The sequence below is a fragment of the Pseudarthrobacter ribosi genome (assembly GCF_055412865.1).
This window is the reverse complement of record NZ_JBVAYZ010000018.1, coordinates 1-19,316: the sequence shown is the minus strand read 5'-3', so window position 1 is coordinate 19,316 and position 19,316 is coordinate 1. Positions and strand designations below refer to the sequence as shown.

The 19,316-nt window shown below is 66.0% G+C and carries 22 protein-coding genes; 9 read left to right on the top strand and 13 right to left on the bottom strand.

Annotated elements, in window-relative coordinates; genetic code table 11:
- Positions 1-10: 10 nt before the first annotated feature.
- Positions 11-997: an electron transfer flavoprotein subunit alpha/FixB family protein gene (locus tag ACZYZ5_RS15725; RefSeq protein WP_463902911.1), complete on the top strand. Its 987-nt coding sequence runs from the start codon at positions 11-13 to the stop codon at positions 995-997.
- Between the two features lie 620 nt (positions 998-1,617).
- Positions 1,618-2,646: a cytochrome b/b6 domain-containing protein gene (locus ACZYZ5_RS15720; RefSeq protein ID WP_463902910.1), complete on the top strand. Its 1,029-nt coding sequence runs from the start codon at positions 1,618-1,620 to the stop codon at positions 2,644-2,646.
- A gap of 82 nt (positions 2,647-2,728) precedes the next feature.
- Here ACZYZ5_RS15720 and ACZYZ5_RS15715 read toward each other — a convergent pair whose 3' ends face one another.
- Complete coding sequence (locus ACZYZ5_RS15715; RefSeq protein WP_463902909.1) at positions 2,729-3,106, bottom strand: DUF6221 family protein; 378 nt, start codon at positions 3,104-3,106, stop codon at positions 2,729-2,731.
- Positions 3,103-3,372, bottom strand: coding sequence for a hypothetical protein (locus tag ACZYZ5_RS15710; RefSeq protein WP_463902908.1), 270 nt, complete (start codon positions 3,370-3,372; stop codon positions 3,103-3,105). The genes ACZYZ5_RS15715 and ACZYZ5_RS15710 overlap by 4 nt, the downstream gene beginning before the upstream one ends.
- A gap of 637 nt (positions 3,373-4,009) precedes the next feature.
- Between ACZYZ5_RS15710 and ACZYZ5_RS15705 the strand changes: the two genes are divergently transcribed.
- The 5 genes from ACZYZ5_RS15705 to ACZYZ5_RS15685 all read left to right on the top strand — a co-directional run bounded on the left by ACZYZ5_RS15705 (position 4,010) and on the right by ACZYZ5_RS15685 (position 7,820).
- Entirely contained in the window at positions 4,010-4,690 is a 681-nt protein-coding gene (locus tag ACZYZ5_RS15705) for a GAF and ANTAR domain-containing protein (RefSeq protein WP_463902906.1), read from the top strand.
- Positions 4,691-4,717: 27 nt separating this feature from the next.
- Positions 4,718-5,431, top strand: coding sequence for a GAF and ANTAR domain-containing protein (locus ACZYZ5_RS15700; RefSeq protein ID WP_463902905.1), 714 nt, complete (start codon positions 4,718-4,720; stop codon positions 5,429-5,431).
- 119 nt (positions 5,432-5,550) lie between these two features.
- Positions 5,551-5,913, top strand: coding sequence for a PadR family transcriptional regulator (locus ACZYZ5_RS15695; protein WP_353916841.1), 363 nt, complete (start codon positions 5,551-5,553; stop codon positions 5,911-5,913).
- Positions 5,913-7,259, top strand: a complete 1,347-nt coding sequence (locus ACZYZ5_RS15690; RefSeq protein ID WP_463902904.1) for a permease prefix domain 1-containing protein — start codon at positions 5,913-5,915, stop codon at positions 7,257-7,259. The genes ACZYZ5_RS15695 and ACZYZ5_RS15690 overlap by 1 nt, the downstream gene beginning before the upstream one ends.
- A gap of 69 nt (positions 7,260-7,328) precedes the next feature.
- Entirely contained in the window at positions 7,329-7,820 is a 492-nt protein-coding gene (locus tag ACZYZ5_RS15685) for a hypothetical protein (protein ID WP_463902903.1), read from the top strand.
- A gap of 118 nt (positions 7,821-7,938) precedes the next feature.
- On the opposite strand, the gene ACZYZ5_RS15680 is transcribed toward ACZYZ5_RS15685, so the two are convergent.
- The 8 genes from ACZYZ5_RS15680 to ACZYZ5_RS15645 all read right to left on the bottom strand — a co-directional run bounded on the left by ACZYZ5_RS15680 (position 7,939) and on the right by ACZYZ5_RS15645 (position 15,165).
- Positions 7,939-8,928, bottom strand: coding sequence for a cyclase family protein (locus ACZYZ5_RS15680; RefSeq protein ID WP_463902901.1), 990 nt, complete (start codon positions 8,926-8,928; stop codon positions 7,939-7,941).
- Positions 8,925-9,182, bottom strand: coding sequence for a hypothetical protein (locus ACZYZ5_RS15675; protein ID WP_463902900.1), 258 nt, complete (start codon positions 9,180-9,182; stop codon positions 8,925-8,927). Before ACZYZ5_RS15675 ends, ACZYZ5_RS15680 begins: the two co-directional genes overlap by 4 nt.
- 12 nt (positions 9,183-9,194) lie before the next feature.
- A complete protein-coding gene (locus ACZYZ5_RS15670; RefSeq protein ID WP_463902899.1) occupies positions 9,195-10,532 on the bottom strand; it encodes a TRAP transporter large permease subunit in 1,338 nt (445 codons plus the stop codon).
- Positions 10,533-10,612: 80 nt separating this feature from the next.
- Positions 10,613-11,401 (bottom strand): NAD(P)-dependent oxidoreductase, encoded by a 789-nt coding sequence (locus tag ACZYZ5_RS15665; protein ID WP_463902898.1) that lies wholly within the window; start codon positions 11,399-11,401, stop codon positions 10,613-10,615.
- Between the two features lie 20 nt (positions 11,402-11,421).
- On the bottom strand, positions 11,422-12,051 hold the full coding sequence (locus ACZYZ5_RS15660; protein WP_463902897.1) for an RraA family protein: 630 nt from the start codon (positions 12,049-12,051) through the stop codon (positions 11,422-11,424).
- 31 nt (positions 12,052-12,082) lie between these two features.
- Positions 12,083-13,087, bottom strand: a complete 1,005-nt coding sequence (locus tag ACZYZ5_RS15655) for a tripartite tricarboxylate transporter substrate binding protein (protein WP_463902895.1) — start codon at positions 13,085-13,087, stop codon at positions 12,083-12,085.
- Positions 13,088-13,156: 69 nt separating this feature from the next.
- Positions 13,157-14,659 carry a tripartite tricarboxylate transporter permease gene (locus tag ACZYZ5_RS15650; RefSeq protein WP_463902894.1) on the bottom strand — a complete coding sequence of 501 codons (1,503 nt, stop codon included), beginning with the start codon at positions 14,657-14,659 and terminating at the stop codon, positions 13,157-13,159.
- Positions 14,660-14,661: 2 nt separating this feature from the next.
- Positions 14,662-15,165 (bottom strand): tripartite tricarboxylate transporter TctB family protein, encoded by a 504-nt coding sequence (locus ACZYZ5_RS15645; RefSeq protein ID WP_463902893.1) that lies wholly within the window; start codon positions 15,163-15,165, stop codon positions 14,662-14,664.
- 178 nt (positions 15,166-15,343) lie between these two features.
- On the opposite strand from ACZYZ5_RS15645, the gene ACZYZ5_RS15640 reads away from it, so the two are divergent.
- Complete coding sequence (locus ACZYZ5_RS15640; protein ID WP_463902891.1) at positions 15,344-16,084, top strand: IclR family transcriptional regulator; 741 nt, start codon at positions 15,344-15,346, stop codon at positions 16,082-16,084.
- Positions 16,085-16,148: 64 nt separating this feature from the next.
- On the opposite strand, the gene ACZYZ5_RS15635 is transcribed toward ACZYZ5_RS15640, so the two are convergent.
- Together ACZYZ5_RS15635 and ACZYZ5_RS15630 are read right to left on the bottom strand one after the other, a co-directional pair.
- Complete coding sequence (locus ACZYZ5_RS15635; RefSeq protein ID WP_463902890.1) at positions 16,149-16,529, bottom strand: DUF7793 family protein; 381 nt, start codon at positions 16,527-16,529, stop codon at positions 16,149-16,151.
- A gap of 164 nt (positions 16,530-16,693) precedes the next feature.
- Positions 16,694-17,737, bottom strand: coding sequence for an NAD(P)-dependent alcohol dehydrogenase (locus ACZYZ5_RS15630; RefSeq protein ID WP_463902888.1), 1,044 nt, complete (start codon positions 17,735-17,737; stop codon positions 16,694-16,696).
- 191 nt (positions 17,738-17,928) lie between these two features.
- Between ACZYZ5_RS15630 and ACZYZ5_RS15625 the strand changes: the two genes are divergently transcribed.
- Positions 17,929-18,858, top strand: a complete 930-nt coding sequence (locus ACZYZ5_RS15625) for a helix-turn-helix transcriptional regulator (RefSeq protein WP_463902886.1) — start codon at positions 17,929-17,931, stop codon at positions 18,856-18,858.
- Here the strand turns inward: ACZYZ5_RS15625 and ACZYZ5_RS15620 are convergent.
- Positions 18,824-19,316, bottom strand: a 493-nt coding sequence (locus tag ACZYZ5_RS15620) for an acyl-CoA carboxylase biotin carboxyl carrier protein subunit (protein ID WP_463902884.1), incomplete at its 5' end; no start/stop codon positions are given. The two genes, ACZYZ5_RS15625 and ACZYZ5_RS15620, sit on opposite strands and share 35 nt — an antisense overlap.

Genomic DNA, 19,316 nt, shown 5'->3' with positions numbered 1-19,316 from the left:
GGAAAACGACATGACTGAATTCCCTCGTGACGCGATCCTCGTCGTCGTCGAAAGCCAGGCTTCGCGTGAACTCGAGAAGGCTGCGGCCGCGCTCTTCGGCGCTGCCGCCGCAGTTGGCACGCCCATTGCCTTAGTGCTTGCCTCGCCCGGGGACGGGAGCGCCGCCGCCGAGGAGGCCGCAGCCCTTGGCGCCGCGCACGTATTGATCGCGGAGACTCCGGATCCTTCCGAGCTCGGAGTGTCCGGCGTTGACGCGCTTGCCGCCGCTGTGGAGCAGGTGCAGCCGGACGCGATCCTTATCTCGCATTCGCTGAATGGGCGCGACCTTGCTGGCCGATACGCTGCTCGTTCGCGTGCAGCGGTTTCCGTCGATGCGATCGGTGTCTCACGTGATGACGAGGGCGTCGTGGCACACCACTCCGTCTATGGCGGCGCCTACGACGTGACGTCAACGTCCACGTTTGGGCCGCCGGTAATTACGGTTCGTCAGGGCTCCATCGAAGCACGTGCTACGGCTCAGCCGCAGGCGTCGGAGGCCTTGGCAGTGACGCGCTCCGAGAAGCCGACCGCGCGAATTGACTCGTTCGATGAGGCCGTTGTTGCCACGTCGCGGCCGGAGCTGCGTGGTGCCGCGAAAGTTGTCGCTGGTGGTCGCGGCCTCGGGTCGGAGGAACAGTTCGCCCTCGTTGGACAGCTCGCCGATACACTCGGCGCCGCCGTTGGTGCTTCGCGAGCCGCGGTGGATGCAGGCTACATCCCGCAGTCGCATCAGGTCGGCCAGACCGGGGTTTCCGTGTCATCGCAGTTGTATATCGCGCTAGGCATTTCCGGGGCGATTCAGCACCGGGCCGGCATGCAAACCGCGAAGACGATCGTCGCCATCAACAAGGATGGAGACGCGCCGATCTTCGAGATCGCCGACTTTGGTGTGGTCGGAGATGTCTTCAAGGTTGTGCCGCAGCTGATCAGCGCCCTTGAGGCTCGGAAGAATCAGTGATGGCCACTCTGTCTCGGCCTATCCGGCGGGGCCTGCCGCGCGTCGAAGGCGGGGACCCCTGGCCTCCAGCAGGCCAGGCGCCCGCACGCGTTGTCACGGCCGGAACCGCAGCACGCTCTGTGTCTGATTCCGCGGCGGGATCGGTCGCCGCCGGGCCAGCGGCCGCTGCCCCCTCCGCCCCCGCTGCTGCCCAGGTAACGGCACCGGGGGCCACATTTCCCGCTCCGGTCCCTACCGTGAGTGCAGGTGCGGCGGTGGCGCGGCAGCTGCGCCGCGGCCTGCCGCGGGTTCCGGGCGGCGAGCCTTGGCCGCCAGCGGGCGAGGTTTCGGCATCAGCGCTAGCTCCATCCGGAGCCCCCGCCGCAGACGCCACGCCGACGCCGGCGCCGGCCGCAGATGCTGCTGCGCAAGCAGCGCCGGCAGCGACGTTACCTGCTCCCGCTCCCGCTCCCGCACCCGCCACCCTGACCATGGGAACCACCTCGCTTCGCCGAGGGCTTCCCCGGGTTCCCAATGGTGAACCCTGGCCTCCGGCCGGGCTTGCCCCGGCGGTCGCCGCCTCACCCGCGGTGCAGGCAACCCCCGAACACATCGCCCCGGCCCCGGCCCCGTCTGTCAGCGTGGTGGAGCCCGTTGCCGAGGAGGAGCCGACGGCGACCCCGAGGGCACCCGCGCTGACAGCCGCCCCAGCACCGGCGGCGCCGCCCGTCGCCGCTGAGAAACCCGTGCGGCCTAAGGCCGAGGCAAGGCTCTACGGTTCGCGTACCCTGGGCCAGTGGATCAGGCGCGTCGTGCTCCTCGCGGTCGGAGCCGTGGCCGCCGCGGCGATTCTTGTGCTCGCCGCGCGCGGTGTGACGACGCTGCCGGGCGTGCCCGAGTTCCTCGAGAGGTACCCCGGCGAATATCACCTGCCCGCAACGGCCGAGCCGGGCTTCCCGTGGTGGGCGCAGTGGTCGCACTTCCTGAATCTATTCCTAATGGTGCTCATCATCCGCTCCGGCTACCAGGTGCGGACGCAGCAGAAGCCGCCGGCGTTCTGGACGCCGAAGGGCGGTGGCAAGAAGGTCAGCATCAACCTGTGGCTGCACCAGTCGCTCGACATTTTATGGCTGGTCAACGGCCTGATCTTTGTGGTGCTGCTGTTTGCCTCCGGGCACTGGATGCGAATCGTACCGACCAGCTGGGAGGTGTTCCCGAATGCGCTCTCCGCGCTGCTGCAGTACATGACTCTCGACTGGCCCGTGGAGAACGGCTGGGTGAACTACAACAGCCTGCAGCAGTTGATGTACTTCATCGTGGTGTTCATCGCGGCCCCGCTCGCGGCGATCACGGGTGTGCGCATGAGCGAGTTCTGGCCGAAGAACGCGAAGACGCTGAGCAAGGTCTACCCGGTGGAGGCTGCACGCGCGGTTCACTTCCCGACGATGCTGTTTTTCGTGCTGTTCATTATCATCCACGTGTTCCTGGTGTTCTCGACCGGTGCGCTGCGCAACCTGAACCACATGTTCGGCGGCACCGACGTGGTGAACTGGGTCGGGTTCTGGCTCTTCGCGGCCGCAATCGCCGTCACGGTGGCCGGGTGGTACGCCGCCCGTCCGATCGTGCTCGCACCAATCGCGAAGCTGTTCGGTCAGGTGAGCAGCCGCTAGGATTCGATGCCCGCAGGTGGCGGGCGGCGAGACCGAGTCACGCCCGCCGCGGGTAGGCCCTCTCCCGCCCGGGCCATGCGTTTCAGGCCTTCGCAGGTTCTCCGGGCACACCTGTTGGCAGGGCAGGTGACCAGGCCGGATCGTAGTCCGGATGCTCCTGGTGGGAGCCCGCGAGAATGGTGAGCATTGACCTGCGGGCGATGGCAATTGTCCCTTTGGCTTGGCTGAGATGGGTGATCCCTTCGGCGGCGACGGCTTCCTTCCAGCTGGCAATGATCGCCCGCTTCTGGGCGCACTCGTCCAGCATCAGCTGGCCCAAAGTGACTTTGTCGTCGCTTCCAGGACCGTCGGCGGTCCCCAGGGCGAAGGTTCCCTCCCGGATAACTGATTCCTGCTCCGCGATGCGCGCTTCCAGGAACTCAACGAGATAGGTCCAGTCGACCTCGATGGGGCTGGTCATTCTGCGGTCCCTGCCGTTCGTTCGTGGGCTGTTTCGCGTTTCGAATCCTGAACCCCGTCCGAGGCCGCTTGGATGAACAGTTGGCGTGACGCCATTTCAATGCCCAGGGCAGTCGCGGCAATATCCTCAAGGGCGTCCTGAATCCATAGCACGGCAGTCTCGTTGGCTGGTTCCGCGGCTAGTTCGGAGGGCTGGGGCGCCTGTGTCAACGAGTATCGGGCCACCTTCTCTTTAAGCGTCGCAGCGAGGTTTTCGATCTCTGCCAACAGCTGATCCCGCCAAATTCCGGAATCTTGCCCACCACTGGGACCTTTTGTGGACGACGGCAACTGGTCCAGTCCCGGTTCCTGCCGCTTCCATAAGAAGTCGGCAAGTTCGGCCGCCAGCTCCTGCTGTCGGGCCTGGGCCGGTGGCGCCGGTGCTTGCTCGCCATCTTCCGCTTGTCCAACCTGCTGTTCGTTCGCTTGCGGTGGTCCGGGGCGCGGACTATCAGTGATGGCCCCGGACCGGTGGAACGGGTGTACGGACGCGGGTCGAAGGTTGGGGTTGCCTTGCATCGGTGGGATCCTCCTGGATAGTTCGCCGAATAATGGCGCTACCGGGGTCCAGGGCAACGGACTTATTTTATCTGATCTTGAAACAAGACGGTAGGGCGCCGGGGCGGGTACATGCCGCTGTGACAGCCATGACCGAAATGGGGAACTGGTGCCGCCAGCGGGCTCGATGGTAAGCAGGCATAGACTGAACAAACACGTGGGTGTTTCCCAGCGATTGATGGCACTCCGACCAGGCCGAGGAGGCGCGACCCCATGGCCAGTATTTTGTACCGGACGATTGAGTGGCACGTCTCTCCCCCGGCGGGAAGTTTCGGCTTCATGGAAACAACCGGCCGGGCTGCCCGGCATGGGTGATGGCACAGACTCGGTGGCACCGGGACTCGATGCCGGCCTCTGCACCGGGTTCGTTGAGTCGTTGCCGATCTCCGGGGCCGCGATCTCAGTATTCTCCGGCCTGGCCCCGGAGACAATGGTTTGTGCCAGCGACGCAGTGGCGGCAAGGATCGATGAGCTGCAGTTCGATCTGGGGGAAGGCCCGCGCTGGGAAGCCTTCAAAACCCGCAGACCCGTGCTTCTGCCGGATGTGCGCAGGGGGCCGCAGTCCGCCTGGCCGGTCTTTGCAAAATCCCTGCTGGAGCTGGATGTTGCGGCCATCTTCGTTTTCCCGCTCGCGCTGGGCGCGCTGGATATCGGCGTCGTGGAGCTTTACAGTTCTGAATCCGGCCCGCTAAGCCCGGCAAAGCATTCCACAGCCCTGCAGCTCGCCGACGCCGCCACCTGGCTGCTGCTGCGCCAGCTCCTGACCCTTGCACCCGGAGACGGCACCGACGCCCCGCCGGATGGCTCTCCCCTGTCACGGCGCGAGGTACACCAGGCCACCGGGATGGTCCTGGCACAGGCCGGGACGTCCGCGCGGGACGCACTTCTGCTGATGCGGGCGCACGCGTTTTCCCATGGACGTACCGTCCGGGAGGTCGCCCGCGACGTCGTCAGCAGAACCCTTGACTTCACCCCCGGAGGCGGCTGAGATGGGCGCGTGCAGTAGAATCCGGGTATGGCGATGATAAGCCGCGCAGGACGCGTGAGTGCCGCTTTCGTCAAGATAGCGGACACATTAGTGGCGGACTACGACGTCTTTGACCTCCTCCACACCCTGGTGGATGAATCAGTCGGCATTCTTGACGCCGCCGCCGCAGGACTCGTGCTGGTCGATCCGGCCGGAGACCTCCAGGTAATGGCCTCTACGAGCGAGGAAAGCCAGCTCGTGGAAGTCCTCCAGCTCGAGGCTGGCGCGGGTCCGTGCGTGGACTGCTACCGGACCGGAACTGTCGTAACCATCGACGACATCGCGGCGCAAGGTTCCCGATGGCCACTATTCCAGTCCTCTGCGCTGTCCCAGGGATTCCGGTCGCTGCACGCCGTCCCGATGCGCCTGCGCAGCCGCACCATTGGTGCCCTGAATCTCTTTGGCCACGAGACCGGCCCCCTCACCGCCGACGACGCCGCGATTGCCCAGGCCTTCGCTGACGTGGCCACCATTACCCTGCTGCAGGAACGCGCCGCGAGGGAAAGCGCACTGATCAACGAACAGCTGCAGCGCGCCTTGAATAGCCGCATCCTGATCGAACAGGCCAAGGGCGTAATCGCCCACACGTCCAATGTCGACATGAGCGCGGCATTCGCGCTGCTGCGCGGCTATGCCCGCGCCCACAACCAGAGCCTCTACGAAACAGCGGACAAGATCATCAACCGCAGAATTACCCTTTAACACCAATTATGTCTTGCCCGGCCGCGCTGAGGACGGCCCGGGCCTCCCACGAAGGTCCTCCCATACCTAGATCTGCTATGTTAGGTTCATACCCTTCAGATCTAGGTATAGGAGCCTCAGTGCGCATCGACAAAGACCTCGTCGCCGCTTCAGCCACGCCCCTGGTGCTGGGCATCCTGACGGAGGGCGACCTCTACGGCTACGCGATCCTCAAACGCGTCGGTGAGCTGTCGGGCGGTGGCATGCAGTGGACCGACGGGATGCTCTACCCACTGCTGCACCGGCTCGAGCGGCTCGGCTACGTGTCGTCGCTGTGGGGTACGTCCGATGCCGGGCGCCGGCGCAAGCACTATGCAATCACGCCAGCAGGCCGGGACGCCCTCGCCGACCGGCAGGAGCAATGGGCCGTGGTCGCAGACGCGCTGCGGCAGGTGTGGCAGGCCACACCGCGGCCTTCCGCCGCGGTTGAGGGGTGGGCGTGATGACGCCGCACGCTGAGCTGGAGGCCCAGATCGACCGGTGGCGCGGATACGTTCAGGGGAGGCAGGCGATCTCCCCCGCCGACGTCGAGGAGCTGGAAGACCACCTGCGTGAGCAGATCGCCGACCGGCAGGCGACGGGCCTCGATGATGACGAGGCCTTCCTCGTGGCCATCAAACGCCTGGGCAACCTCGACGCCGTCTCACACGAGTTTGCCCGCGAGCATTCCGAGCGGCTGTGGAAGCAGCTCGTTTTGGTGCCGGAAGGTTCCGACGACGCCGGCACGTCACCGTGGCGCGAGCTGGCGGTCGTCCTCACACTCGCCGTCGGGGCGGGGGTGGCGGTCAAGGCCGGGTTTGCGTGGATCGACGACGACGTACTGACGCGTAACGTCTTCCTGCTCGTCTTCCCGTTCCTTGCCGCATACTTCGCGTGGAAACGCCGTTTCACAGGGGCGGTGGCAGCGACACTCTGCGTTTCCTTTGCCGTTCTGGCAGTTGCGCTCAATACCTTCCCGTTCGCGCCAGGCGGTTCCACCCAGATGCTCGCAGCGCTGCACGCACCGGTCGTCCTGTGGTTGCTGGTGGGAGTGGCCTACGTCGGCGGGAGGTGGCGGTCCGGCAAGCGGCGCATGGACTTTGTCCGATTTACCGGCGAGCTCGCGATCTACTACACGCTGCTTGCACTCGGCGGCGCAGTCCTGATCGCGCTGACATCCGCGACCTTCCAGGCCATTGGCGCCGACTTCGAGCCGGTTTTGGAAGGCTGGATCCTGCCGTTCGCGATGCCCGGCGCGCTTTTGGTCGCGACCTGGCTGGTGGAAGCCAAGCAGCAGGTCGTCGAAAACATCGCCCCGGTTCTCACCCGTGTTTTCACACCCTTGACCGTTGCCATGCTGCTGGTTCTTCTGCCGGTGCTTGCCACCACGGGTGGCCTGGTCGACATCGACCGGAACCTACTGATTCTCATGGACGCTATCCTCGTGCTGGTCCTGTGCCTTCTGCTCTACTCGATTTCCGCCCGCGACTCGCTCACGACTCCCGGACTGTTTGATGCTCTGCAGTTGGCCCTTGTGGTCGCGGCCCTGGCGCTGGATGCCGTGATGCTCACTGCGATGCTGACCCGAATCGCCGAGTTCGGCTACAGCCCCAACAAGATCGCGGCCCTCGGACTGAACATCCTGCTGCTGGTGCACTTGCTCCGTGCCGGCTGGCTCGCCGTCGGATTCCTGCGCGGCCGACGCCTTTTTGCCGCGGTCGAGCGCTGGCAAACAGGGTATCTTCCGGTCTACGGCGCCTGGGCAGCCCTCGTTGTCCTGGCCTTCCCGCCCGTGTTCGGCTTCGCCTGATCAGCCCTTCCTCGGGGGCCACGGCCCTCCCGCGCGGATGAAAATGACGACACATGGAAGTATTCACTTATGACTAGCGATAATGATGCTGCCAACCGTCCGGCGCCAGCGGACTCCCCCGGCATGGACGCCTCGACCGAAACCAGCCGTAGTTGGGACCACATCGGGGCCATCATCGTCGATGCCACGTTACAGCGGCGGCAGAACTACCACGAGACCGTCAAGCCGCGCGTGGACGCTCTGATTGCGGCCTGGCCGGATGCCGCCAGCACCAGCGGATTCCGGCGGCACCTCGATACGGGCAAGCTCTCGGAAGTTATCGACTGGCCCTCGCCGGGCCGCCTGGCCCAGGTCGAGGACATCACGCGCGTGTTCGAGGGCCAGGGCATCGAGACGGTCGTGGAACTCCGAGGCGCACTCGGTGACCCGGCCAGGCGATCCGTTCTCCGGGAGGCCCTGGCAGCCGTGCGGCATGTCAGCCCCAAGACGTTGGATTACATCGACACCCTGAGCGGAATTTCCGCCGGTGGGGACGGCGAGGAACGGGTACTCGGAGAGTGATCTAGGCCGTCGGCAGTGAAGGCTCCGCCTGCCAGACCAGCTTCCACGGCGCCCGCTGCAATGCCTGCGGCGGAAGGTTTCGGCGCCGCCGCAGCGCCGAAAGCTCAGTCGCTGACTGTCAGACCACCGCCGTGGCGTTGGCGGGTGAGCCGGTTCCCCCGGTGATGTTCAGTGGTTTGATGCTGACGAAGGCGTCCCAGTTGCCGGTAGTTTTCATGTACCGGCTGAGGGGTCCGAGCCGCCACAGTTCGCCAAGGGGCATGCCGAGTTTTGCGAGGAGTTGCTGGTGCATCATGCCGTGGTCGTTCGGGGCGGAATGCCGGAAGGGGCTTCCGGATATGGCCGGCAGGCATTCGACGGCGAAGTTGTCGGCGGCGAGCAAAGCGAGGCGGTGGTCCCAGGCCCAAGCGACGAATTCCTGCGATTGGGCGATGCCGGTCGCCCCTCGGCCGTCACGGATCCGTTGCTTGTCCTCTATGGTCAGGGCCAGGAACCATTCGCACCAGCCGGTGTGGAGCATGAGGATGTCGCCTGGTCTGATGGTGAGGGACTGGGCCAGGATGGCGGAGTGGACCAGGTCGAGGCTGAGGGGCTCACCTCCCGCGTGGTCGATGGGATTGCCCCGGCCGGTGCGGTAGCCATCGAGGTCGACGAGCACTCCCCTGCCGGCGATAGGGTTGTCTGCCCATCCCTGGATGCCGAGCTCCGGTGTGCCCTCCCTGATTCGGTCGTCGGGGGTGCCGTTGTAGAACCCGACGTCGTCGGCCCGGCGGTGCCTGAGCCCGTCGATCTGGGTGGATCCCTGAAGGTAGTAGCCATCCACGTAGTCGTCGCGGTGTGCCGGGTGTGAGGAGTAGATGGTGTGCCGGGGCGCCCTGCGTTTGAGTGACATTCCGGGATCGAAGGCGTCGGCCGGGTAGTCGAGGCCGAAGACCGTTCCGGTCCGGATGCAGTGTTTGGCGTCCAGGACGGCGTCGTGGCTGATGAAAGACGGTGTTCCGCGGTCGGATTCCGCGAACAGTCCCCAGGAGGTCGCCGCGAGTCTGCCTTCCCTGCGGAGCAGTTCGGCGAAGGTCGGGTAGGTTCCGGCGTCCGGGGCTTCCGTCATCGGGTTCTTGCTTTCTCGGGGGTCAGTCCCTGTTTCTGGTGGCGCTTGTAGTTGAGGAGGAAGCCGGCGATCGCGCAAACGGAGGCCGCGAGGCACATCGGGGTCTTGATGAATACGTTGAAGAATTCCAGCCAGGCGCCTTGGCCAGCGATCAGGGCGATTGCTTGGCCGGCCACGAGCATCACTCCCCCAAGCAGGAGGGCTGCGAGGGTCAGTACGAAGGTGATCTCGGTGGCCCGTCTGATCTGGTGCATGGTCTAGGTTCCTTAGATCGGCAGGACGCCGACGATGATCAGCACGCCGATGCCCAGCAGCGGCAGTGCGTAGTGGGTGAGCAGGCGGGCAAAGGTTTTGACGGGATCGACGTCTGCGATGCCGCACGCAACGTACAGCGGCGCCCCTCCGGGCGGAACCGCTGCTTCGCAGGAGGAGAAGACCAGCACGGCGACGGCCGCTGTGGTCGCCGGAACGCCGGCGGCCACGAGGGTCGCGACGCCGACGGTTCCGACGGCGGCCATCGTGGCCGTCGCTGACAGCGGGGCGGCAACGGCGATGACGATCAGGCCGATCAGGATGGCCAGCAGCCACAAGGGCAGGTTCAGCTGGTTGAGCACAGTGGTCATCTGCTCGGGGAGGCCGGTGGCGGCGAGGGCGTTGGCTCCGGCGAAGGCGAAGACGACGGTGACGCCGACGATCCCGAACCTGGGGGCGGAGTTCTCCAGCAGCGCCCACCAGGCGCGGCCGCTGCCTGGCAGCTGCTTTCTGCCCAGCAGTGCCCCGGTAATGATGAGGACCACGGGGATCCAGACGATGACGCTGACGGACTTGCTGATGTCTCCGCCAGTCCAGTCCGACAATGCCGTGGCGATAGTGCCGGACGTGATGGTCAGCGGGATGGCCACGACGACGAACAGCAGCATCGTCGCCCAGCCGCGGAAGAACGCTGCCCGGACGGGCAGCCGGTGTGCGGCATCCAGCGGGGCCATCCCGCTCTGGCGGATCAGCAGCCACGTAACGATCAGCCGGTGCAGGAAGCACCACAGTCCCCCAATGAGCAGGGGCAGGACGAGGTCGTCGACGTCCAGCAGGGGCCCGACCGTGGCCGACCCGACGAGGACGAACATCGACGCGCTGAACGGGAAGGTGATGCCCATTCCGGCGTTACCGGCGACGAGTGTCGCGGCCGAAGGCTTGTCGAGCCGGGATTTCTCCATCCAGGGGATGGTGACGGAGCCGACGGTCGCGGCAATGGCCGCCTGGTTGTGGACGACACCGCCGAGGCCGGCGGACGCTACGGTCGAGACCCACGCGGGGCCGCCCTTGACGCCGCCGATCAGCGAGTTCAGCAGGTCGATGAGCCGGTCCAGCACTCCGGTCTTGTCCAGCAGGTACCCCATGAAGACGAACGCCATGGTGGCGAAGACGATTTCGTCGGTCACGGCCGAGTACAGCGCTGCCCCTCCGATTTGTACGGCGGAGGCTCCAGTGAAGGGAAGCACCACCATGAAGCCGAGGATCATGGCTTCCCCGACGCTGCGCTTGAGCACGGTCGTCCAGAGCAGGATGACGGCAAGGTAGGCTCCCAGGGCCCAGATGCCGATCATGTTGCCGCTCCTGCCGGGGAAGGTCTTGCTGCTGCAACGTTCATCGTTGGCTATTGTCCCTGATTTTCCCTGTTGACGGGTCAGCGCAAGGCAGGAGCCGCCGGTGCCGTTTCCTCGGCCATGCGGGTCAGGGCGGTGGCGGAGGCGGACGTCATCTCTGCCGGCACGCCGAGGTCCGAGAGGTAGCTCGCGGTGTCCTGCATTTCCTTGGAGCGACGCAGGGCATGCTTGGCGGTGCCGGTGAGGAACCTGTCGATGACCGCCTGGCCTTCACCGGCCAGTTGCCCTGCGATCTGAGCCCGGATCCACCGTTCGAGCCCGGCTGCCCGGCCCGCGGTGACGGCTTCGACGACCACGGAAGCCAGGCCCTTCATCAGCACGCTGCGGAGGAGTTTGTGGGCCATGGCCGCACCCGGCTCGCCATCAGCGATTTCGATTTCCGCACCGATCGGGGCCAGGAGATCAGCGACAGTCTGGGATCCGGGCCCGCTCACCATCAAGGGCGTCTTCGCTCCCAGCGTGGGCACCGGTCCGAGGATGGCGACGTCGGAGAAGGCGGCCCGGCTGGGAAACTGGCCGAGTTCGCGCATGACCTGCGGGGAGGACGAGGTGAAGTCGGCGTAGCAGCTGCCGGCGGGCAGGACCGGCAGGCACTCCATCGCAACGGCTCGCGCGGCCGCCGCACCGGTGAGGACGAGGACCACGTCCGCCCCGGAGCAGGCGTCGGCTGCCGTTGCGGCCCTGATGACGCCAGCGGGAGTGGACGGGGCCACGGGATCAAATCCGGTGACCGTGTGGCCTGCGGCGATGAGTGCTGCGGCGTAGGTGGCTCCGGCTTCGCCGAGGCCTATGACGGTGCACGCTGTCATGAGTTTCTGTCCTTACTTGCTTAGTGGCGGGCCGCGACGATGGCTCGCCGGCGGTTGGTTTCGTCCGCGAAAACTGCTTCCGCGGCTTCGGCTACTGCGGCTGCCTGTTCCCGGGGAATGACAACCACGCCGTCGGAATCGCCGATGATGACGTCGCCCGGAAGGACGGGGATCCCGCCGAATGAGATCGGCGTCCCCAGACGGGAGGGTCCGTTCTTGTAGGGTCCGGCGGGGGTGGTGGCACGGGCGAAGACCGGCATGCCGATTTCAGCGAGGGCTTCGGCGTCGCGTGCCGCCCCGTCCAGGGCAAAGCCGGCGATGCCGAGGTTGATGGCCCGCTCACCGATGAGTTCACCGAGGAGGGCGCGGGATTCGTCCCCGCCTCCGGCGACAACAATGACGTCTCCCGGGCGGGCGAATTCCAGTGCCCGGTGGATGCCCTGGTTGTCTCCGGGGCGGGTCCAGACTGTAAAGGCGGGCCCGGCGAGGAGAGCTCCGGGCCAGATGGCCTGGATCGCGGAGTGTGCGACGCCGAGGCGGTCCATGGCGTCGCCAATGTTGGCGGCCGGCAGCTTGGCGAGCCGTTCCACGACGTCCCGGTCCGGGCGGGGAAAGTCGGTGTCAATAGTGTCAATTGCTGGGGTTGTCATGATGAATTCTTCCGTCGGGGAACGCGTGGGACTAGTCGGTTTTCTGAACCAGCGGGAGGACCTTCTTGAAGTCCTCTTCCTGTCCGGCCCAGAACTGCTTGTAGTCTTCGCCGGAGAGGTAGCTGGTCTGCAGGCCAAGGTCGTTCATCTTCTGCACGACGGCCGGGTCTTCGATGCCCTTCTGGATGGCAGCTTCGAGCTTCTTGGCTACGGCATCCGGCAGCCCGGCCGGGGCAGAGTAGCCGCGGACGGTGCCGGCCTCAACTTCGTATCCGGATTCCTTGAACGTGGGAACGTCCGGCAGGGACGGGGACCTCTCGGCCGTCATGACGCCCAGCACGCGTGCCTTGCCCTGCTTGGTCAGGTCGGTCACGTCGCTGACGTTGGCGACGAGGATGTCGACGTGCTTGCCGAGGAACGCCGTCGTGGCCTGCGATGCGCCCTCGGAGAAGTGGACCGGCGCGAACTCGGCGCCGGTAGCTTCCTGGATCTGCGCCATGGCGAAGTGTTCACCGGTCTGCAGACCGGTGGTGCTGGCGGTCATGGACTTCGGATCTGCCTTGGCGGCGTCCAGGAGCTCCTTCAGCGTCTCGTAGGGACTGTCGGGCTGGACTGCGATGACGGCGGGGTCGATGACCTGCCGGCCGAGGGGCTGGAAGCTGTCGCGGGTGTATTTGGCACCGCGGGCGGGATCCAGCGGCGAGACGACCACCGAGGGGGAACCGGTCGCAGCGATGGTGTACCCATCAGGTTTGGCGCTGGTCAGCTGGGTGTAGCCGATCTGTCCGCCGGCGCCGGGTTTGTTGATGACCTCGACGTTGGTGCCGAGTTCCTTTTCCAGGATCGGCTGGATGAGCCGGGCGGCGGTGTCGACGGCGCCACCTGAGGCGAAGGCCACGACGAGGTCGATGGACTTGCCCTTTTTCGGGAAGTCGTTAGCGGCGGTGTTGGCGGCGTCGGCGTTGGCGCCGCAGCCGGTGAGTGCGATCAGGGTTGCTGCCGCGAAGGCAGTGGCGATTCGTGAACGGGTGATCATTGTTCTTCTCCTTTGAAGTGGATGAGTGGATGCAGGTGCCGGATGTGAACAGCCGGCCATCCCGGCGGTTTACGTTTCGGGATCTTCGTTCAGTGCCTTGGGCTTGCGGAGCTTAAGCAGCGGGCTGAAGACGATCAGGACGCCGAGGCCGATCAGGACCGCGGAAATGGGGCGGCTGGTGAAGATCCCGAAGTCGCCCTGGGAGATTTCGAGGGACTCCCGCAGGGAGCGCTCCATGAGCGGTCCGAGGACCAGGGTCAGCACCATGGGGGCCAGCGGGATATCCAAGTGGCGCAGGGCGAGTCCGAGCAGTCCGAAGCCGATCATCACGAAGACGTCGAAGACGCTGAAGTTGATCGTGTAGGCGCCGATGACCATGAAGAGCAGGATGAGGGGCGTCAGGATCGATGACGGTACACGGAGGATGGAGGTCCAGAGACCGACCAGGGGAACATTCAGAACCAGCAGGAGGAGGTTTCCGATGAACAGGCTGGCGATGATTGCCCAGGCGATTTCGGAGTGTTCGGTGAAGAGGGTCGGGCCCGGGGTGAGGCCCTGCTGGAGGAAGGCTCCCATGAGTACGGCGATCGTCGGTGACGCCGGGATGCCGAGGGTGAAGAGCGGGATCAGTGCGGCGTTTGCGTGGGCGTTGTTGGCTGTTTCGGGACCGGCGACACCCTCAATGGCGCCCTTGCCCAGTTGGTTGCGGTGGCGGGAAAACTTCTTTTCGGCGCCATAGGCCAGCAGGGATGACACGGAGCCTGTCATGCCCGGGATGAGGCCCAGTCCGAAGCCGATGCCCGTGCCGCGGGCCATGGCCGGGGCGCTCCGGCGCCATTCCTTCCCGGTGGGAAGCAGCGAGCGCATGTTCGGTGCGTGCACCGTGGGGGTCGCGGTGTCCTTGCGGTGGGACAGGAGTTCCGAGAGTCCGAAGACGCCCACGATCACAGCGACGAAGCTGACCCCGTCCAGGAGCCGGTCCATGCCGAAAGTGAACCGCGGTGCACCGGCTACGGGGTCGATGCCGACCATGGCGATCAGGAGGCCCAGGGCGCCGGAGATGACCGCTTTGACCATGGACTTGCCGGCCAGTGCGACGAGGAGGGAAATGCCGACGACCATCAGGGCGAAGAACTCCGGTGGTCCGACGAGCAGACCCAGTTCCCCGAGGGGTTTGGCGGCCGCGACCAGACCGATGGTTGCTATTGTTCCGCCGACAAAAGATCCGACGGCGGCGATGGTCAGTGCCGCCCCGGCCTTGCCCATCTTTGTCATCGCGTAGCCGTCGATGGTCGTGATTGCAGAGGCTGCTTCACCGGGAGTGTTCAGCAGGACGCTGGTGATGGTTCCCCCGTAGGCGGTGCCGTAAAAGATGGCACACAGCATGATGATCGCGCCGGTCGCATCCAGGTTCATCGTGAGGGGTATCAGGAGTGCCACACCGGCGACGGGACCGATTCCGGGCAGGACTCCGATGATGGTGCCGAGGAGGCAGCCCAGGAAAGCAAAGATCAGATTCTGCCAGGTCATGGCGGCCGCGAAACCGCCCAAAAGTTCGTTGAGTGTCTCCACGTCTAAAGTCCGATCGTGTTCAGCAGCGGGAAGGCGGAAACGGGCAGGGTCACGTTCAGGCCGTAATTGAAGGCGTAGAACGCTCCAATGCTTCCGGCGAGGGCCGTGATCAGCGAGGAGACCCAGGACCGGCCGCCGCGCAGCAACAGGTGGTACATGAGGAACAGGAACATGCTCAGCTGGAAGCCGAGCAGGTCCATCAGGGCGGCGAGGATCGTCAGGCTCAGCACAACGGCGACCACCAGTCGCCGGTCGACCCCTTCGGCGGTGTCGCTGGGGCTGCGCAGCTCCTGGACCAGCCACAGAACGGCCATGCCGACAAGAACTGCCCCCATCGCGAAGGGGAACAAGCCAGGTCCGGGGCCCAGTGAAGTCCAGAGGTTGAGTTCGATGGAACCGACCAGAACATAGACGCCTACCGCGGCAAAAGCGCCGATACCCACCAGCACCGAGGGAGCCACTCGGACTGCGCTCTCGGGTTTCGTTATGAGTGACTCCGTTGTCATCGTTTCCTTACTTTCCATGAGCCTAAATTTCATACAATGGAAGAATATTGCGTCTAGAGAAATAGTGACAGGAGACACACGCGCTGTCAAGCGCAATGAAATTACATAGAATGAAAGAATGACGGTGACTTCGACACACTCAGCCGGCTCAGCCGAGGATGGCCCAAAAGCGGGGAACATGCGTTCCCTCTCCCGCGCGCTGGAGGTCTTTGCCGAGCTTCAGCGCGCGGAACGGCCCCAGCGGCTCAGTGACTTGGCCAGGACCTGTGGGATGAGCCTGCCGACCACGCTGCGGATCCTGCGCGTTCTTCAGGACTTCGGCATGGTCAGCCAGACGGATAAGTCGTACCGGATCGGACCTGCCGTCCTGCCCGCTGCCCGAAGCTATCTTGAGAACGATCCGCTCGTAGTTTCTGCCCGTCCGGTTCTCCAGCAGGTGGCCTCGCAAACGGGACTCACGGTATCCCTTTATACGAGACTGGGCTTTGAGAGAATCCTGGTCGCCCGGGTCGACGGCGCATCGCCCCTTACCTACGATCTGCCCCTGGGTAAGCGGCTCCCGCTGACGGTTGGCGCGGCAGGCAAAATCCTGCTGGCCTCGGCGACCGACGAGGAGCTGCAACAGGTTACGGCCGCCGCCATCGCAGCTGGCCAAGAAGCACCCACATTTACCGTCGAGCAGCTGCGCGCCCGGTTGCCCGATTCGGGGGTCGAGTATGCGTACTCCGCCGATGAGCGCGCCACGGGCGTGCTGTCGGTCGCCGTCGCCGTTCCGAACCGGGCCGGCCGCCCCAGCGAGTCCATTGCGCTGACCAGCCCGGTCGAGACAGCCACCGAACCAGCACTCAAGGCAGCCGTTCCCGAACTGCGCCGCGCCGCGGGCAGACTGTCAGAACTGCTTCAAGGCTCCGTGTACTAGCCGGAAACCGTTGGCGGACAACTGCGCGCCCCAAGCCCGCCCGCCCAAACCGGACAGGGAGAACTTAGCCCCGGCCCCTGGCGACGTCCGCCAGCCAGGTCATGGCGGCGATCCTGGAGGTGAAAAACTCGTGCGGGTAGAGGGTGTGCCGGCTCATGGCGGCGGCCACCACGCGGTCCACGGCGCTGGACCCGAGAACCGCGATGGCCAGTACGCCCGTGGTCTGCGCGAACTCGTACCTGGCTGCCGCGCTGATCTCCACGTCGGTCATTTCGGAGAGCATCGGCATCGGAGTGCCGCCGCTGATTCGTTCCACGGCCAGCATGGCGTCCTTGGCGTCGTCGACGTCCACAAACGAACCGGGGCGCCAGACGGATTCAATGATCCCTTCGCGCACGCTCAGCGAATTCTTTCCTTCGGCGGCGACAGCTGGTTCAGGGTTCATTGGGTTCATTGTAGGCCTGAGCTGGGACGATGCTCGGCAGCGTAGTCCCGGTGCGCCCCGGCGGACGTTCCTATTGCCCGCCCAACCCAGCGGAACCGGAAGGGGCCCGGCCGGTTGACACCGGACGGGCCCCTGCCTGGCTCTTTGCCGCGGCAGCGCGTGGACTAGCCCAGCGTGGAGGTGTCAATCACGAAGCGGTACCGCACGTCGGAGGCCAGCACGCGCTCGTAGGCGTCGTTGATCTTCCCTGCCGGGATGACCTCGATCTCGGCGCCGAGGTTGTGCTCGGCGCAGAAGTCAAGCATTTCCTGGGTCTCCCGGACACCGCCGATTGCCGAACCGGCGAAGGACCGGCGTCCCATGATCAGGGCGAAGACGTTCACCGGGAGCGGTTCGGCCGGGGCGCCCACGTTCACCAGGGCGCCGTCGAGGGTCAGCAGCTGCAGGTAGGAGCTGATGTCGATCTTGGCGCTAACGGTGTTGATGATCAGGTCGAAGGACCCCGCCAGATCCGTGAAGGTGGTTTCGTCGCTGGTGGCGAAGTAGTGGTCCGCGCCCAGTTTCAGCCCGTCCTCCTGCTTCTTCAGCGACTGTGACAGCACGGTCACCTCGGCACCCATGGCGTGGGCGAGCTTGACGGCCATGTGTCCGAGACCGCCGAGGCCCACCACCGCCACCTTCTTGCCCGGTCCCGCACCCCAGTGCCGCAGCGGCGAGTAGGTGGTGATGCCGGCGCAAAGCAGCGGCGCGGCGACGTCGAGCTCGATGCCCTCGGGAATCCGCACGACGAAGTCCTCGGTCACCACCACATGGGTGGAGTAGCCGCCCTGGGTGATCGTGCCGTCGCGGTCCACGGCGCCGTACGTGCCGGTGTTCCCGGCGAGGCAGTACTGCTCCTCGCCCTTCTGGCAGTTGACGCACTCGCGGCAGGAATTCACCATGCAGCCGACGCCGACCCGGTCGCCGACGGCGTGCTTGGTGACGGCCGAACCGACCTCGGAGACGATGCCGGCGATTTCGTGGCCCGGCGCCAGCGGGTACTGCTGCGGGCCCCAGTCGCCGCGGACGGTGTGGATGTCGGAGTGGCAGATGCCGGCGAACTTGATGTCGATCAGGACGTCGTGCGGGCCAACGTCCCGGCGCTCGATGGTGGTCGGCACGAGGGATTCCGTCGCGGAGGGGGCGGCGTAAGCGTTAACGGTAAGCATGGATCTCCTGCTTGTGGATGGTGTGGGGGGGTGCCCCGGCGTCCGGCACCGGTCCGGTGCGGCCTTTCGGCCCGGTCGTCATCGGGGGCACTATCCATCAAACACCACTCGGCCGCCGGTGAGGGAGGCCCTGCTGTGAGGGGTACTGGCAGGGACTCCCTCACAGCGCCGCACCCTCTACCGTTGAAGGTATGGACAACCAGAGCGAGACCCGGGACTTCCTGGCCACCCGGCGGGCGAAAATCACGCCGGAGCAGGCGGGTCTGCCCGTCTACGGCGGCAACCGCCGGGTCCCCGGGCTGCGCCGCGGCGAGGTCGCCACGCTCGCCGGGGTCAGTGTCGAGTATTACACCCGGCTGGAACGCGGAAACCTCTCCGGAGTCTCCGAGGGAGTCCTGGAGGCCCTGGCGCGGGCGCTGCAGCTGGATGAGGCGGAGCAGGCGCATCTGTTCGACCTGGCCCGGGCCGCCAGCACCAGCCGCAAGCCGCAGCGCCGCCGCCCCGCCGCCCAACCCGTCAGGGCGAGTGTGCAGCTGGTGCTCGATGCGATGACCGGCGCCCCGGCGTTCGTGCGCAACGGACGCCTGGACATCCTCGCCGCCAACCAGCTTGGCTACGCGCTGTATTCCGAGATGTACGCCGGCCCGGTCCGTCCGGCCAACCACGCCCGGTTCATCTTCCTCGACAGCCGTGCCTACGGGTTCTACCCGGACTGGGAGCGCGCCGCGAATGACACGGTGGCGATCCTGCGGACCGAGGCCGGCCGGGACCCTTACGACCGGGGCCTAACCGACCTTGTCGGGGAACTTTCCACGCGCAGTGAAGAGTTCCGCACCCGGTGGGCGGCCCACAACGTGCGCCAGCACAACACCGGGCTCAAGCATCTCCGGCACCCCGTGGTCGGTGACCTTCACCTTATGTACGAGGGCCTGGATCTCGCCGCCGACGCCGGCCTGTCGCTGCTTGTTTACACCGCCGAGCCCGGTTCCCCCACCGGGGACGCGCTGCGGCTGCTGGCCAGCTGGGCCGCGACCCAGCGTTCAGAGACCCAACGGGCCGAGGCGGAGCAGCCGCGGCCGTCATCGACTACCCGATCAGGGCCAGCACCGAGCCAGCAGTAACGACGCCACCGGCTTCCGCGCGGAGGCCGGTCAGGGTCCCGCCGCGGTGTGCGGAGACCTGGGTTTCCATCTTCATCGCCTCCAGCACAACGACGGGATCCCCGGCCGAGACCTCGGCACCCGGCTCGACGAGCCACTTGACCACGGTCCCGGCCATCCCGGCGCGCAGCTCGCCCGGGTGGGCAGCAGCACCGCCGTCGGCGGCTGCGTCCACGGACATTCCCGCGGGCAGGGGCCCCCCGGACAGAGCCCGGGTAGACAGCGCCCAGCCGTCCAGCAGGTCCGCCGGCAGGCCGACCGCCATCCGGCGGCCGTCCAGCTCGACGGTGATGGTGCGGCGTTCGCCGTCGGGCGTGGTGGTGCTGAAGCGCGGGTCGGCGGCGATGGTGTCCGCGAAGTCGGTTTCGATCCAGCGGGTGTGGATGCCGAGGCCGGTTTCGGAGGTGAAGTCCGGGGAT